This window comes from Tenacibaculum sp. SM2510 (assembly GCF_057002845.1).
Window position 1 is genome coordinate 140,905 of record NZ_CP192703.1, and the last position, 15,772, is coordinate 156,676.

A 15,772-nucleotide genomic window follows, 5' to 3' on the forward strand; every position below is an offset into this window, starting at 1 on the left:
TTAATGAATTATATCAAGATTTAGCGAAGTTATTAGAAAAAGAGGTAAGAATCAAACTAAATTTTATGGCAAATAAAAAGACTCACAATATATATTGCGAGTCTTTTATGATATATGTATTAGATAGTATTATTTTTTATGTAATAAATACTTACTAAAGCTTTTTCCGTTTATTTGGGTGTATTTAGAGTCTATGTCGTAGGCTACATCCATACCTGTAATATTAAAATTACCAGTCACTTTAGCATATTTTATATTTAAATCTTCTTCAAACTTTACATTTTTAAACGATACACCATTATTAAATTCAGTGTATTTAAAAATAGCACTTTCATTAAAAACAGCATTAGCAAAACTTACATGCTGTTTAAAATCGGCATATTTAAAAGTTGCAGGCTCATCAAAGAAAGTGTTTTCAAAAGAAATACCTCTCTCAAATTTAGCATATTTAAAGGTAGAGTCATTGTTGAATTTTGTGTTTGAAAAATCGGTATTTCTTTCAAATTCAGAATATTTAAACATTGCTTTTTGTTTAAAAGTACAATCTTTAAATACTACTTCGTCTTCAAAATTTGCAATAAAGGTATAACCACTTTTTTCATGAGGTATGTACGCTAGTACATCATCGTTAAAAGTACAGTTAACAAATGATATTTTATTAGTAATTTGTTTTTCTATTGTATTAGAGCCACCATTATTCCACCAACTTTTTCTTTTAGGTAATTTAGGTAGTGCCTCATCCATAAAAGTAAAGTCTAAAACCCCTTTAATAGTAGCGTTAGAAATAATAACAGACTTACCTTCTTTTACATCTCTAATAATGTCGGAAGCATTTACCGTTTTTTGTGCATAGGTAGTTAAGCATAATAAAACGGCGATGAATGTAATTGTATTTTTCATTTTCTTTGTTTTTGTGTTATACTTAATAGACAAAGATTTGTTTTGTATGTGACACTATTACAAAGAAAAACAGCATTTAGTTGCCTAAATGCTGTTTTAAATATGTTTTAAGAAAAGTCTTAGTTGTTTACTGAATCACTTAAGCCAGCACCCGCTTTAAACTTTACTACGTTTTTAGCAGCTATTTGAATTTCTTTTCCTGTTTGAGGGTTTCTACCAGTTCTAGCAGCTCTTTCAGAAACAGACCAAGTTCCCCATCCAACTAATGCAACTTTGTTACCTGACTTTAAAGACTTAGTAACGTTAGAAGTTAAAGAGTCTAATGCAGCTTTAGCATTAGCTTTAGAAATTCCTGCGTCAGCAGCCATTGCATCGATTAAATCTGATTTGTTCATAATCTTAATAAGTTTTAAAAATTAATTTTTGTTTTTCGCTAAATAGCTCAACAAATATAGTAGGAATGCGGTACCATGCAAGTTTTGACCCTAAAAAAAAGCGTATTTGTTAATAAGTAGGATACAATTGTTAATAACCACGACTTCTTTTTACCGTAAAACGCTAAAACCTTATAAGTAAAGGGTTACAGCGCTTTTGCTTCTTTATCGAATTGAAAACCGTTTAATAAACTTGTAGCATCCATTAATTTTTTACCTGAAATCTTAATTTGATCAACAATAAGGAAACCGTCTTTTACTGCAATTTTTAATTCCTTTTTAGAAGTAATAACTGTTCCGTTTGTAAATTCATGGGCAGAAAATTCTTTTGTTACGCCATATATTTTAGCTGAAATTTCTTCTTCACCATTTTTTATAGTTGTCCAAGCAGCAGGGTATGGGTTTAAGCCACGAATATGATTGTAGACATCTACTAAAGACTTAGACCAATCTATTTTACAATTATGAGGATACAGTTTATGAGCAGGTTTCTCTTCTAATTCTGGCTGTTTTGTAGTGTTTACAATTCCCGTAGCTATTAAATCTAATGTTGCGGCAACCAAATTGGCACCTAAATACATTAATCGATCGTGTAACTCACCAACAATTTCATCGTCTTTAATAGTTATATCTTTTTGTAAGATAATTTCACCAGTATCAATTTTATCATCAATAAAGAAAGTAGTAACACCTGTTTTGGTTTCTCCATTAATAAGAGCCCAGTTAATAGGAGCCGCCCCACGATATTCAGGTAATAAAGAGGCATGTAAGTTAAAAGTACCATATTCAGGCATTGCCCAAACAGCTTTTGGTAACATTCTAAAAGCAACCACTATTTGTAAATTAGCGTTCCAATCTTTTAAAGCAGTCTGAAATTCTTCATTTTTTAAATTGGTAGGTTGAAGAATAGGTAAGTTTTGAGACAGCGCATATTTTTTTACAGCAGATTGATTTAGCTTACGACCTCTACCAGCAGGTTTATCTGCAGCAGTAATTACGCCAACTACATTATAATCATTTTCGATAAGGTGTTGTAAAATGGTCACCGCAAAATCAGGTGTTCCCATAAAAACGATGCGTAAATCTCTCATTTATAAAAAGTATTTGTTGTTAGTAACGTTTATTTTTTCTTCGGATAAAAGCGTACGCAAAAGTATTAAAATGTTTGCTTCTTTTTCGTTTAGGTGTGTACTGATTTCGTAAACTGTTAAGGCTTTATGATTTTTTAATAATTTAAGAATAGCAAGTGGTTCTATAGTAAAAGTTTGTTTTTTTTGTAAGCAAACATCGCAAATACCGCACTCTTTGCTAGTCGTTTCATTAAAGTAATGTAATAACTGTACACTTCTGCAAACTTCATTGTTTTTAATGAACTCTAGTAAATCATCATTTTTTTGCTTTTTCTGAGCTAAATATAAACTGATGTTTTTAGAAACACGGTTTACGGTTGTATCGTCTTCTCTAGGATACAGAAAAAATAATTCTGAATTATTGGTTGCTTTGTTGTATTCAAGCATTTCTTTTTCAGCCATTCGTTCTAATTCCTCAATAACGTGCCAAGAAGTAACGCCTACTTTTTTAGCGATATAGAACTCATCAATTTTCACCAGATTTTCAAAAACACCACCATACAAACGCAATAATGTTTGGACAAAGTTTTTTGAAGACGGATTTTGCTGAGAATATAATAAAACTTGTTTACTTGAAACAGAAAATTGAATGGTAGATTTTTGTTGGAAATTAGAATTCAATTCTATAATTCCGTTACTATTTAATATTTGTAAAGCGTTATAGGTTTTATTGGGAACTAACTTGTATTTACTACAAAATTCTAAAAAGTTAAAATCGAAAGCAGTTTCGATAAGTTCTCCTTTGGCAATTTGAAAGTGTTGATATAACTTTCGATGCACCAATTTTATCTCTTCAATAACAGGTAGCGATTTTTCTAATAAATCTTTACTAAGTTTAATATCGTTATCATTTGTTAAAACAACCGAAAAGGCTTTGTTACCGTCTCGTCCGCCACGACCGGCTTCTTGAATATAATTCTCTATAGATGCAGGAAGGTTTAAATGAATAACAACCCGAACATTGGGTTTGTCTATTCCCATACCAAAAGCGTTTGTAGCAACAATAATTGGTGTTTTTTCGGTCATCCAACTATCAAAAGAAAGTTGTTTTTCTAAACTTGTTAATCCGCCGTGGTAAAAAGTACTTTTAAAACCGTTAGCATTTAAATAAGCACAGATTTCTTTAGTTTTAACTCTAGAGTTTACATAAACAATTGCTGGTGCTTTTGTTTTGGTAAAAATCTGATGTAGTTTACGGAGTTTATCATCCGTCTTAAAAATTTGATACGCTAGATTTTCTCTGTAAAAAGACTTTTTAAAAACCGTAGGATTTTCTAAATCTAAAGAAAGTATAATATCATCAATAACTTTTTTGGTGGCTGTTGCCGTTAAAGCAATAATACTTGTTGTTGGATGAAGTTCTTTTAAAATGGCAATATGTTGATAAGAAGGACGAAAATCGTGTCCCCATTCAGAAATACAATGCGCTTCATCAATGGCAATTAAATTTACATCTAATTGCTTTATTTTTTCTTGAATAAAACGAGATTGTAGACGCTCGGGAGAAACATATAAAAATTTTATTTTTCCAAAACGAATATTATCAAAAAGTGTAATAATATCATCTTGGGAGCTTCCAGAAGGAATTACGGTAGCTTTTATGCCTTTTGCAACAAGACTTTCTACTTGGTCTTGCATTAATGCTATTAATGGCGAAATAACAATACAAACACCATTATTTATTAAAGCGGGAATTTGAAAACAAATAGATTTACCACCACCTGTGGGTAATAAAGCGATGGCATTTTTTTTTTCTAATACAGCAGCTATAATTTCTTGCTGAGGAGCTCTAAAAGAACTATGACCCCAGTAATGTTGTAATATGTTTATTGATTCTTCATACATCGTTTTATAACGATTGTAAAATAAAATCGCAGCGTTTTTTTACGGTATCAAAAGGAACGTCTATAATTTCGTATCCTATTTCTTTGTAGGCTGCTTTTAAATACGTGTCTATCTCTACAGCTTGTTCGTAGGTTTCGTAGCGCTCGTTGTCCGATTTATAAATTTTCTCCCAAGGAGCACACATAAACACTTTTGTATATAAGTATTTATTGCTTTTTTCTTTATAGATAGGTGGGTATTCACTTGCTAAATAATTCATATACGCATGTACATCAGGAATTCCTCTATCAAAAAAAACAATGTCATTCGGGCATTTGTCAGCTTCTAAATATTGCTGCTCTCTACCTTCTAATAGCATTTGACTAAAAAGTAAAGGCTGTTCTAAAAACAATTGATCTATTCCTTCTTTTTGAGCTTTTAGTGTTACTTGTCTTGAAATTTCAGGCATACAATTATACCCACGTTTTATAAACTCTCTTAAAATTGAAGATTTGCCAGTTCCGGGTCCTCCTATTAAAACTATTTTTTGTTGCATGGTGCAAAAATATAAGTTTCAAATTATAAATGTAATAAATAGTGTAATTTTGTGGTTCATTTTTAAGATTATCTTAATGAATGATAATTAGTATAAGAAAAAAGTTTAATAAAGCATTATGTCAGATAGAGAAGCATTTTATATTAAGTTAAAAGGTCAGTTAGAAGATACAACAACATTTCCAAGTAAATATTTATATAAATTTATTGTGCCAACAGACGGAAATCAAGTAGAAGAGGTGAAAAACTTATTTAATAAAGGGGGAGCAGTTATTGAAACAAAAAAATCCAAAACAGGTAAATATAACAGTCTTTCTATTTTTTTAAATGTAAAAAATGCCGAGGAAGTAATTGCGTATTATAAAAAAGCAGATGTTATAAAAGGAATAATTTCTTTATAAATGGGTAAGTTTTTTTTATGTTTCTTCGTTTTTATTATAATTAACAGTTCTTTTGGGCAAAAAGATAAAGAGTTATTCCGTATAAATAATGTACCCGTAATGGTTTCAGAATTTAAACAGGTATATGAGAAAAACTTAGGACTTATAGTTGATGAAGAATCTAAAAACGTAGATAATTATTTAGAACTATTTATTAATTACAAACTAAAAGTTAGGGAAGCTTATAGTTTAAAATTAGATACTTTAAAAAGTTATAAAAGAGAATTAGAAGGCTATGGAAATCAGTTAATAGCTCCTTATTTGCAAGATGAAGCGTTTTTATCAAAACTAATAAAAGACGCTTATGATCGTAAAAAAAACGAAGTTAAAGCAAGCCATATATTAATTAAATTTCCTGAAAACGGTGTCAAATTTGATACTTTAGTACTTTATAAAAGAATTGTAGAAGTTAGGAATATGATTTTAAACGGAGTACCTTTTGAGAAAGTAGCAAAGGAAGTATCAGAAGATCCTTCTGCTAAACTTAATGGAGGTGATTTAGGATATTTTTCGGCATTTTCAATGGTGTATCCGTTCGAAGAAGCTGCTTATAAAACACCTTTAAATCAAGTTTCTAAGCCTTTTAAAACAAAATACGGATATCATATTTTAAAGGTTACAGGAAAAAGACTTTCTAAAGGAGCGTTTGAGGTTGCTCATATATTAATTAAAAACTCGAATAATAGTAAAGAAAAGATAGCTTCGCTTTATAAAAAGCTTCAGTATGGTAGTTCTTTTAATGAGATTGCTAAAAAATATTCTGAAGATAAAGCAACTGCTTTTTTAGGAGGTAATTTACCTAGATTTGGTACAGGTGATATGGTAACAATTTTTGAGAATAAGGTTTTAGAAATTAAAAATATAGGCGATTATACAAAACCTTTTAAAACCAAGTTTGGATGGCATATAGTTAAACTTCTAAAAAATCATCCTATAGGTTCTTTTGATGTTTTAAAAGAAGAGTTGACTAAAAAAGTTAGAAACTCTAGTAGAGCAGCTTTATCAAATCAAGCAGTTTTAAGTAGGTTGAAAAAAGAGTATAAAATTAGAGAATCAAAAAAAGCATTAGCAGTTTTTTTAACATTAGAGTACGATAAAAGAAAAAAAGAAAATCATAATAGTATTTTATTCACGATTAATAAAAAGAAAATATTTCAAAAATCGTTTTATGATTATCGCAAAGAGAATAAAATTTTACCAATTAAAACGGTTTATCAAAATTTTATAGATCATGAGATATTAGTATATTTTAAAAATGATTTACTAAACACAAAACCCGGGTTTAAGAATGCGTTTTTAGAATACAAAGAAGGATTACTTTTGTTTGAGTTGTTACAAAAAAAGATATGGAATAGCTCTTTAAACGATACTATAGGTTTAATATCTTTTTATAAATTGAATAAATCAAAATATAAAAACAAAACTCTTAATGAAGTAAGGGGATATGTAATTACCGATTATCAAAAAAAAATAGAAGCAGATTGGGTAAAAGAACTACGAGAAAGAAGTAAAATTGAAATAAAAGAAAAAGAACTAAAAAAGTTTAAAAAAATATACAATCAATAAAAGTGAAAAAAATAAACCTTTTTTTAATAGTAATACTTATTGTTTCGTGCGATTTTATTAGTTTAAAAACTAAAAGAGTTACGCAACATAGGCCTATTGCTACCGTTTATAATAAAAATCTTTACAAGAAAGATATTGAAGATTTAATACCCCGAGGTATTACTAAAAAAGATAGTTTAATTATAGTAAAAGGCCTTATAAATTCTTGGGCAAAAAAACAATTATTACTTGCTAAGGCAGAAGAAAATATATCAGGAGTAAACAGTAGTAAAATAGAAAATTTAGTTAATGACTATAAGAAGAGTTTATATATAAACGGCTATAAAGAACGTTTAATAAAGCAGCAATTAGATACAATTGTGAATCAAGAAGAAATAGAATTGTATTATCAAAAAAACAAAGAAAATTTTAAATTAAATGAAGAACTCTTACAGTTTGAATATATTCATTTTGGTAAAGATTTTTTAGATAAAGAAGAAACAATAAAAAATTTTAAATCTTCAGATGAAGAAGAACGAGAAGATTTAGATAGATATTTATTAAACTTTAAATCGTACAGACTACAAGATTCAACTTGGGTGCCATTTTCTTATTTACAGAAAAAAGTTCCGGCTCTTCAGTCAAAAACTGATCAAAAACTGTTAAAAATATCTAAATACATACAAAAAGAAGATAGTTTAGGAGTATATTTGGTCGCTGTAAAAAATATGTTGCCAAAAAATGCAACAGCACCTTTGTTATTTGTAAGTCCAAGGATAAAACAAATAATTTTACACAAACGAAAATTAGAATTAATTAGAGAGATAGAAAAAACGTTGATAAATGATGCAATTCAAAACAAAAACTTTAAAGAATACTAGTATTTTATTTACCTTTTTCTTAGCTAGTTTAGGTGCCATAAATGCACAACAAACTAAAATAGATGGAGTAGCAGTAGTTATTGGTAAAAATATTGTTTTAGATTCAGATATAGATAAATTTAAACAAGAAGTAGAGCAAAGAAGCGAAGGGAAGATAACAATTTCTAATTGTGAAATGTTAGAAGAGTTAATGCAACAAAAATTATTAGCCCATCATGCAATTATTGACAGTGTTGTTGTTTCTCAGTCAGATATTGATGAAAAAGTAAAAAGAAGTATTGCTTATTTTACAAATGAATACGGTAGTGAAGAAAAAGTTGTTAAAGCTTATGGTTTTAATGATATTGAAGATTTAAAGAAAGAATTAGAAAGAGTACAAAAAGAGAATCTTCTTATCGAAAAAGAACAGCAAAAAATCACACAAGATATCGATGTAACTCCAGAAGAAATACGAGTTTATTTTAAAGGACTAGCAGATAAAGAAGAATTACCAGAAATACCAGCAGAGGTAGAAATCGCGCAGTTAGTTTTAAAAGCAGAGCCTGCTAAAGAAGAAAATAACCGTATTATTAATAAGCTTAACGAAATTAAAAAGCAAGTTGAAGCTGGGGCAAGTTTTAAATTAAAAGCAATTATAAATTCAGACGATCCTAGTGCTGCTCAAAATAGCGGTAATATGGGAGTAATTACAAAAGAAACAGGTTTTGTAAAAGAATTTAAAGAAGTAGCTTTTTCATTAGAAGAAGGTCAAATATCAGAGCCATTTAAATCTCCTTTCGGATACCATATTGTTTTATTAAATAAAATAAGAGGTAATGGTCGTGATGTTTCTCATATATTAATGCAACCAGAAATTTCTGATGCTAAATTAAATGAAACAAAAGAAGCTATCGAAAAGATTGTTAAAGATGTAAAAGATGGTACAATAACTTTTGAAGAAGCTGTAAAAGAGTATTCAGAGGAAGAGGAAACAAAAAATAATGGAGGTTTGTTAATAAACCCATATACACAAGAAACTACTTTTGAGTTAACAAGAATGGCACCAGATTTATTTGGTAGAATTAGTGAGCTTAATAAAAGTGATTTGTCGGATATTTTTTATGATGAAACTCGTGAAGGTGAAAAAATGTATAAAGTAATCTTATTAAAAGATAAAACAGAAACACATACCGCCGACCTTGTAGACGATTATGTAAGAATGCAACAATTTGCTTTAGCAAAGAAAAAAGAAGAAACCATTACAAAGTGGTCTAAACAAAAAATCCAAGAAACGTATATAAAACTAGGAAGCGATTATAAAGATTGTACTTTCAAGAAAGATTGGAAAAAAGAAAACAAATAAGAACTAATAATTTTAGTATATTGTGATTCCTGCGTTTAGCGGGAATCTTATTTTATAATAGTTTGTAAATTAAGGTTTTTTTGAAAAAGAACATTTAAAATTTAATTCATGTCAGACGTTACTGCTGTAAACAATTTAGTAAAAAAGTTTAGTCAATTACAACAAGAAATAGGGAAGGTCATAATTGGACAGCAAGAGGCTGTAAATTATACCTTATTGTCTGTTCTTTGCGGAGGTCATTCTCTTTTAATAGGAGTACCAGGGTTGGCAAAAACATTACTGGTAAATACAATTTCTGATGTATTAGGTTTGCAATTTAGTCGTATTCAGTTTACACCTGACTTAATGCCTTCTGATATTTTAGGGAGCGAAATTTTAGATGAAAACCGTCAGTTTAAATTTATAAAAGGACCCATTTTTTCTAATATCATTTTAGCGGATGAAATTAACCGTACACCACCAAAAACGCAAGCAGCTTTATTAGAAGCAATGCAAGAAAAATCGGTTACTATTTCTGGAAACCATTATAAGTTAGATTTACCTTTTTTTGTGTTAGCTACCCAAAACCCTATCGAACAAGAAGGAACGTATCCTTTGCCAGAAGCACAGCTAGATAGATTTATGTTTTCTATTCATTTAGAATACCCAACATTTGAAGAAGAGGTTGAGGTTGTAAAAAGCACAACATCAACAAATAGTCAAAAGGTAACTTCAATTTTATCATCACAAGAAATTATAGAATTACAAAAGTTGATTCGAAAAATACCTGTAGCTGATAATGTAGTAGAATATGCAGTTGATTTGGTAGGGAAAACCCGTCCGAAATCAGATAAATCGACAGAGCTGATTAAAAATTATATCGATTGGGGTGCAGGACCAAGAGCTTCACAAAACTTGATTTTAGCAGCAAAAGCACATGCAGCGATAAATGGAAAATTCTCTCCAGATATTGAAGATGTTCAAGCAGTTGCTATTCCGATATTATCACACAGAATGGTTAAGAATTACAAGGCGGAAGCTGAAGGAATCACAATTAAAGAAATTATTAAATCATTATTTTAATGAAAAAGTTACTCATATTTGGTCTTTTCTTATTAGTTATAATAGTTTCTTGTAAAAAAGAAGTAATTAAAGTATCAGAGGAAACAGAAAAGGAAGAGATTTTAGCTATAATGAAAAGCCAAGAAAAAGCGTGGTCTAATCACGATTTAGAAGGTTTTATGCAAGGATATTGGAAAAGTGATTCTTTAAAGTTTTACGGAAGTAACGGAATTACTTTTGGATGGGACAAAACTTTAGCAAATTATAAAAAAGGCTATCCTACAAAAGACCATTCGGGCGAACTTAAGTTTAAGGTTAATGATATTTCAAAAATAAATAACGATGCTTATTTTGTGATGGGAGAATATCATTTAACAAGAAAAGTAGGAAAAGCAAACGGTGTGTTTATGATTATCTTTAGAAAGGTAAATGGTGAATGGAAAATTATAGCAGATACTTCGTGTTAGTAATCATTAATTATATTACAGTAATTTAAAATCGAAAATGAATATTTTAAGAATAAAAGATGAAGTTTTGGCTGCTTTTGGTAATATAAAAGCAATGAAAAAATTACATGTTGATACCTATACTGAAGATAAAATTAAAAATATTTCTGGTACTAAGATTGCTGAATCAAGAGATGGTCAAATTTGGGTTAATTTTCAAGAATTAAACGGATTCTTATTCATGAATTCTACTGTTTTAAGTAAATTGAATTTAAAAACATCTAGTGGTGGTAAATTGATACTATTAACAGAAGGTTATGAAATTGAAATAAACTCGGACGAAAAAAATATTGAATCTGATTTTTCAAATGTTTCTAATACTTGGATAACGGAAGTAAGTTTTGTTTTAGAAATGAAGGAAAGAGAAATAATAGAAAATAAAGAATTTGAAATAATAGAATATCAATTTAAAAAAGAAAAATTAATATTACGAAGAATAATATAAAAAGAGGCAATTTCAATTGAAATTGCCTCTTTTTATATTATGCAAAAATGACTTTAAGAAAACATCTTCGCTACTTTTTCAGCTTTTCTACTTTCGCTATAATCGTAAAAACCTTCACCAGATTTACTTCCTAATTTACCAGCATTTACCATATTTACTAATAAAGGACAAGGAGCATATTTAGGGTTTTTAAATCCGTCGTACATTACATTTAAGATAGATAAACAAACATCTAATCCAATAAAATCAGCTAATTGCAAAGGACCCATTGGGTGTGCCATACCTAATTTCATTACGGTATCAATTTCAGCAACACCAGCAACACCGTTGTATAATGTTTCGATAGATTCGTTAATCATTGGCATTAAAATACGATTGGCTACAAAGCCAGGATAATCATTTACTTCAACAGGTATCTTACCAATTTTTTTAGTCAAATCAACCGTAAAATCCATTACTTCATCAGTGGTGTTATAACCTCTAATAATTTCAACCAATTTCATGATTGGTACCGGATTCATAAAATGCATTCCAATTACTTTTTCAGGTCTGTTGGTGACCGCAGCAATTTGTGTGATAGAAATAGAAGAAGTATTGGTTGCTAAAATGGTATCTTCAGGACAAACTTCATCTAAGTTTTTAAATATTTTTAATTTTAAATCTACATTTTCAGTAGCAGCTTCAATAACTAAACTAGCGTATTGAACACCTTCTTTAATTGAGGTATAGGTTGAAATGTTCCCTAAAGTTGTATTTTTATCTTCTTCAGATATTTTTTCTTTAGTAACCATTCTATCTAAATTCTTAGTGATAGTTGCTAACCCCTTGTCTAAAGCAGCTTGCGATATATCAATAAGTTGAACGTTGTATCCAAATTGAGCAAATGTATGCGCAATTCCGTTACCCATAGTTCCTGCTCCAATTACAGCGATATTTTTCATTTTTTTGTGTTTTATTATTTTTTAAAGCAATCAATAATCATATGAGCAACTCGTAAAGCTTCGGTTCCTTGACTTAATGATACGATTGGCGTTGTGTTATTATTTATAGCATCCGCAAACGATTCTAGTTCATCTAGAATAGCATTGTTTTCAACAACATCAGGATTATCGAAATAAATTTGTTTTTTAACACCTTCAGCATTCTGAAGAATCATTGCAAATTCATCTGGGGTTTCAGGAACATCTTTCATTTTAACCACTTCTGATTTTTTCTCTAAGAAATCGACAGAAATATAGGCATCCTTTTGAAAAAAGCGACTTTTACGCATGTTTTTCATTGAAATTCTACTAGAAGTTAAGTTTGCGACACATCCGTTTTCAAACTCAATACGAGCATTGGCAATATCTGGGGTGTCAGAAATAACTGAAACTCCGCTTGCATGTACATTTTTTACTTTAGATTTTACTACCGATAAAATAATATCAATATCATGAATCATTAAATCTAAAACAACAGGTACATCAGTTCCTCTCGGATTAAATTCGGCTAATCTATGTGTTTCGATAAACATTGGTGTGTCTATCATATCTTTTACAGCTGTAAAAGCAGGGTTGAAGCGCTCTACATGACCAACTTGACCGCGAACATGATTCTGGCTAGCTAAAGTTTTAATCGCTTGCGCTTCTTGTAATGTGTTTGTAATAGGTTTTTCAATAAAAATGTGTTTTCCTTTTTCAATTGCTTGTTTTGCACAATCGAAATGAGATAATGTTGGTGTAACAATATCTACAACATCTACTGCATCTATTAATTCATCAATAGAATTAAATAATTTATATCCAAATTCTTTTGCTACTTTTTTAGCATTCTCGGTAAAAGGATCGTAAAACCCTACCAATTCGTATTTTTCAGATTGTTGTAACAAACGCAAGTGAATTTTACCTAAATGACCTGCACCTAAAACTCCAGCTTTTAACATATATATATATAATTTTGTAGGGTCATTTTTAATTAAAGAAGTAGTTCTTACAAGAAGATTACTTAACAATTTAATCTATAAATGACACTGTTTTTAACCTATTTATCTTTTCTATTTTAAATAGAAAAGCAATGCTAACAAAGATACACTTTTATACAGATTTATTACTATTTTTGAACTGTTGAAATTTTACCATTTGTGATAGATACTACCAAACATCAAGGACTTAGAAATCAATTAGCTATTGTTTTACAAACAAAAGGTATTGAAGATGAAAACGTGTTAAATGCCATACGAAAAATACCGAGACATCTTTTTATAGATAGTAGCTTCGAGGCACATGCATATCAAAACAAAGCATTTCCTATTGCTGCAGAACAAACAATTTCGCATCCATATACGGTTGCTTTTCAGTCTCAGGTTTTAAAAATTAAGCCAGGAGATAAAGTTTTAGAAATAGGAACAGGGTCAGGATATCAAACGGCCGTCTTATTAGAACTAAAAGCAGAGGTTTTTACGATAGAGCGTCAGCATGAATTATTTAAAAGGACTTCGAAATTTTTACCTAAAATAGGATATCGCCCAAAACGATTCATTTTTGGAGACGGTTATAAAGGGTTGCCGGAAGAGGCTCTTTTTGACCAAATTATTGTTACAGCCGGCGCTCCGTTTGTGCCAAAAGCATTATTAGGGCAAATAAAAGTAGGAGGTAAGTTGTTAATTCCTGTTGGAGATAAAGAACAGGTAATGACCTTATTTATCAGAAAATCACCAAAAGAATTTGAAAAGCACGAATTGGGGGATTTTAAATTTGTGCCAATGTTAGAAAATAAAAATTAAAAAATCCGCCTAATAAAAGCGGATTTATTGAATTTGAATAAAAAGAAACATCAAATTACTCAGCTGCTTCTGTTGCGTCAGCAACAATAACTTCTGATTGATGTTGATTTTGTTTTGTTTGATCAACTTTAGATAACCCACAAGGAGCTGTACTGCCACAAGAAGAAAAACCTATTAAACTAACGATACAAATTGCAATAAATACTACTTTTTTCATTTTTGTTGTTTTATTAAAAATCAAATATACATATTTCTAATTAACTCAGCAGAATCTTTCTTCGAATCAATAACGTTAAATCCAACCATTTTATTTTGTATTTGGGTAATTAAATCTTCTGTGATAGGTTTACCATCATTCCATTCAGTTATAGACAGCCATTCTTGAATGTCTTCTAATTGCTGTTCGTATCTGTGAGCTAAAGTTTTATCAATATCACTGATGTTCTTAAAATCATTAGTACAATTGTTAATGATGTTTAAAACATTTTTAACTTCTTCAAAATTATTTTCTAAAACTTCGTTGCGAACCGCAACAACAAAACATGGCCAAGGTGTAGGGCAGTCTCCTAAACGTCTAAAAGTATTATTATCAACTAATGGTTTTGTGGTAAAATGCTCCCACATAAAGTAGTCTGCATCTCCGTTTGTTAACGCATCTATACCGCCTTGTAGGTCGCCAATAACCTTAAATTTTAGTTTATTAATATCCCAACCATTATTGTGGGCATTTACGATTGCCATTAAATGAGAACCAGATCCAAAACGACTAATTGCTACTGTGGCATTTTCTAAATCAGCTATTTTTTTAAAATTTGATTTATCAGCAACATGAATACCCCATATTAAAGAACTCTTTACAAAGGTTTGTGTAATTTTAGAAGGATTACCATTAATGATATCTTTAATAATTCCTTCGGTTAATACTATAGCAATATCTACTTCACCAGCGCGAAGTGCCTTGCACATTTGCCCAGTACCACCAGGGAAATCTTGCCAACGTAAATTAATACCTTGGTTTGTGAATTCTTTGTTCTTTAAAGTAACATACCAAGGATAATTAAAATGTTCTGGTACACCACCTACTTTTAAGTTTAGCATTATTCTACTAATTTATCTAATGTATAAGTAATTAAGTCAGCTACAACTTTACTTGGGTCTTCACTAAATGTACCATTAGCTCTGTTTGCAATTATGGCATTCATAGAGGCGGCGTTGTGCCCTAATAATTTTGATAAACCATAAATAGCAGAAGTTTCCATTTCTAAATTGGTTATTCTGTTTTCGTTGTGATTAAAGCTATCTATTTTTTTATTTAAATCTCCGTCTTGTAAGGCTAAACGCAATACACGACCTTGTGGCCCATAAAAACCTCCAGCGGTAGCTGTGATTCCTTTAAAAACCTTCTCAGATATTAATTTATCTTCTAATTTCTTTCCATTAGCAACAATCAAAGGATATGATTTTCTAGCACTCCAGTTAGTATGAGCAATAAAAGCTTGTTCAATTTCTGGATGCGCTATTTCTGTTGTTTGATACGATAATAACATTCCGTTTAAATCTAACGCATGAGAGCTTAATAAAAAACTATTTACGGGAATATCAGCCTGTAAAGAGCCAGAAGTTCCGATACGCGTAATGTTTAATTGGGTATGTGATTTTTTAATTTCACGTGTTTCTAAATTGATGTTAACCAAAGCATCTAATTCATTTAAAACAATATCAATATTGTCAGGGCCGATTCCGGTAGAAATTACGGTTAACCGTTTTCCTTTATAGGTTCCTGTAGTTGTTTTAAATTCACGCTTTTGAGTTGTAAACTCTATATTATCAAAATGTTGCGTAACTTTATCTACACGATATTGATCGCCTACAAAGATAATATCGTTAGCAATATGTTCTGGTCTTAAATTTAGATGATATATGCTTCCATCAGGGTTTAAGATTAGTTCAGAATGTTGAATATTCATT

At 30.0% G+C, this 15,772-nt stretch carries 18 protein-coding genes; 8 read left to right on the plus strand and 10 right to left on the minus strand.

Going from position 1 to position 15,772, the window contains the following annotated elements:
• Positions 1–129: 129 nt before the first annotated feature.
• The 5 genes from ACQ629_RS00530 to ACQ629_RS00550 all read right to left on the minus strand — a co-directional run bounded on the left by ACQ629_RS00530 (position 130) and on the right by ACQ629_RS00550 (position 4,844).
• On the minus strand, positions 130–900 hold the full coding sequence (locus ACQ629_RS00530; protein WP_483705901.1) for a pentapeptide repeat-containing protein: 771 nt from the start codon (positions 898–900) through the stop codon (positions 130–132).
• Positions 901–1,019: 119 nt separating this feature from the next.
• Positions 1,020–1,295, minus strand: a complete 276-nt coding sequence (locus ACQ629_RS00535) for an HU family DNA-binding protein (RefSeq protein WP_218772720.1) — start codon at positions 1,293–1,295, stop codon at positions 1,020–1,022.
• 185 nt (positions 1,296–1,480) lie between these two features.
• Positions 1,481–2,425, minus strand: coding sequence for a methionyl-tRNA formyltransferase (gene fmt, locus ACQ629_RS00540; protein ID WP_483705903.1), 945 nt, complete (start codon positions 2,423–2,425; stop codon positions 1,481–1,483).
• Entirely contained in the window at positions 2,426–4,309 is a 1,884-nt protein-coding gene (locus tag ACQ629_RS00545) for a RecQ family ATP-dependent DNA helicase (protein ID WP_483705905.1), read from the minus strand.
• 4 nt (positions 4,310–4,313) lie between these two features.
• Positions 4,314–4,844, minus strand: coding sequence for an AAA family ATPase (locus ACQ629_RS00550; RefSeq protein WP_483705907.1), 531 nt, complete (start codon positions 4,842–4,844; stop codon positions 4,314–4,316).
• A 118-nt stretch (positions 4,845–4,962) separates the two neighbouring features.
• On the opposite strand from ACQ629_RS00550, the gene ACQ629_RS00555 reads away from it, so the two are divergent.
• The 7 genes from ACQ629_RS00555 (at position 4,963) to ACQ629_RS00585 (ending at position 11,043) form a co-directional block, all read left to right on the plus strand.
• On the plus strand, positions 4,963–5,244 hold the full coding sequence (locus ACQ629_RS00555) for a DUF493 family protein (RefSeq protein ID WP_218772716.1): 282 nt from the start codon (positions 4,963–4,965) through the stop codon (positions 5,242–5,244).
• On the plus strand, positions 5,245–6,849 hold the full coding sequence (locus tag ACQ629_RS00560) for a peptidylprolyl isomerase (RefSeq protein WP_483705910.1): 1,605 nt from the start codon (positions 5,245–5,247) through the stop codon (positions 6,847–6,849).
• 2 nt (positions 6,850–6,851) lie between these two features.
• The gene (locus ACQ629_RS00565) at positions 6,852–7,709 is read left to right on the plus strand and encodes a hypothetical protein (protein ID WP_483705912.1); all 858 of its coding nucleotides are present in this window, start codon (positions 6,852–6,854) and stop codon (positions 7,707–7,709) included.
• Positions 7,672–9,051, plus strand: coding sequence for a peptidylprolyl isomerase (locus tag ACQ629_RS00570; protein ID WP_483705915.1), 1,380 nt, complete (start codon positions 7,672–7,674; stop codon positions 9,049–9,051). Before ACQ629_RS00565 ends, ACQ629_RS00570 begins: the two co-directional genes overlap by 38 nt.
• 108 nt (positions 9,052–9,159) lie before the next feature.
• Positions 9,160–10,113, plus strand: a complete 954-nt coding sequence (locus ACQ629_RS00575; RefSeq protein WP_483705917.1) for an AAA family ATPase — start codon at positions 9,160–9,162, stop codon at positions 10,111–10,113.
• Positions 10,113–10,559, plus strand: coding sequence for a YybH family protein (locus ACQ629_RS00580; protein ID WP_483705919.1), 447 nt, complete (start codon positions 10,113–10,115; stop codon positions 10,557–10,559). The genes ACQ629_RS00575 and ACQ629_RS00580 overlap by 1 nt, the downstream gene beginning before the upstream one ends.
• A 37-nt stretch (positions 10,560–10,596) precedes the next feature.
• Positions 10,597–11,043 carry a hypothetical protein gene (locus ACQ629_RS00585; protein ID WP_483705921.1) on the plus strand — a complete coding sequence of 149 codons (447 nt, stop codon included), beginning with the start codon at positions 10,597–10,599 and terminating at the stop codon, positions 11,041–11,043.
• Between the two features lie 53 nt (positions 11,044–11,096).
• On the opposite strand, the gene ACQ629_RS00590 is transcribed toward ACQ629_RS00585, so the two are convergent.
• Together ACQ629_RS00590 and ACQ629_RS00595 are read right to left on the minus strand one after the other, a co-directional pair.
• Positions 11,097–11,984, minus strand: coding sequence for a 3-hydroxybutyryl-CoA dehydrogenase (locus ACQ629_RS00590; RefSeq protein WP_483705923.1), 888 nt, complete (start codon positions 11,982–11,984; stop codon positions 11,097–11,099).
• Between the two features lie 14 nt (positions 11,985–11,998).
• A complete protein-coding gene (locus ACQ629_RS00595) occupies positions 11,999–12,964 on the minus strand; it encodes a Gfo/Idh/MocA family protein (protein ID WP_483705925.1) in 966 nt (321 codons plus the stop codon).
• 198 nt (positions 12,965–13,162) lie between these two features.
• On the opposite strand from ACQ629_RS00595, the gene ACQ629_RS00600 reads away from it, so the two are divergent.
• Positions 13,163–13,804 carry a protein-L-isoaspartate(D-aspartate) O-methyltransferase gene (locus ACQ629_RS00600; protein WP_483705927.1) on the plus strand — a complete coding sequence of 214 codons (642 nt, stop codon included), beginning with the start codon at positions 13,163–13,165 and terminating at the stop codon, positions 13,802–13,804.
• 55 nt (positions 13,805–13,859) lie between these two features.
• Here the strand turns inward: ACQ629_RS00600 and ACQ629_RS00605 are convergent, their stop codons facing one another.
• Genes ACQ629_RS00605 through ACQ629_RS00615 form a run of 3 tightly spaced genes read right to left on the minus strand, consistent with a single transcriptional unit; the run spans position 13,860 to position 15,771 of the window.
• On the minus strand, positions 13,860–14,021 hold the full coding sequence (locus ACQ629_RS00605) for a hypothetical protein (protein ID WP_483705929.1): 162 nt from the start codon (positions 14,019–14,021) through the stop codon (positions 13,860–13,862).
• A 20-nt stretch (positions 14,022–14,041) separates the two neighbouring features.
• Positions 14,042–14,902, minus strand: a complete 861-nt coding sequence (locus ACQ629_RS00610; protein WP_483705931.1) for a substrate-binding domain-containing protein — start codon at positions 14,900–14,902, stop codon at positions 14,042–14,044.
• Positions 14,902–15,771 (minus strand): nucleoside phosphorylase, encoded by an 870-nt coding sequence (locus ACQ629_RS00615; protein WP_483705933.1) that lies wholly within the window; start codon positions 15,769–15,771, stop codon positions 14,902–14,904. The genes ACQ629_RS00610 and ACQ629_RS00615 overlap by 1 nt, the downstream gene beginning before the upstream one ends.
• Position 15,772: the final 1 nt, after the last annotated feature.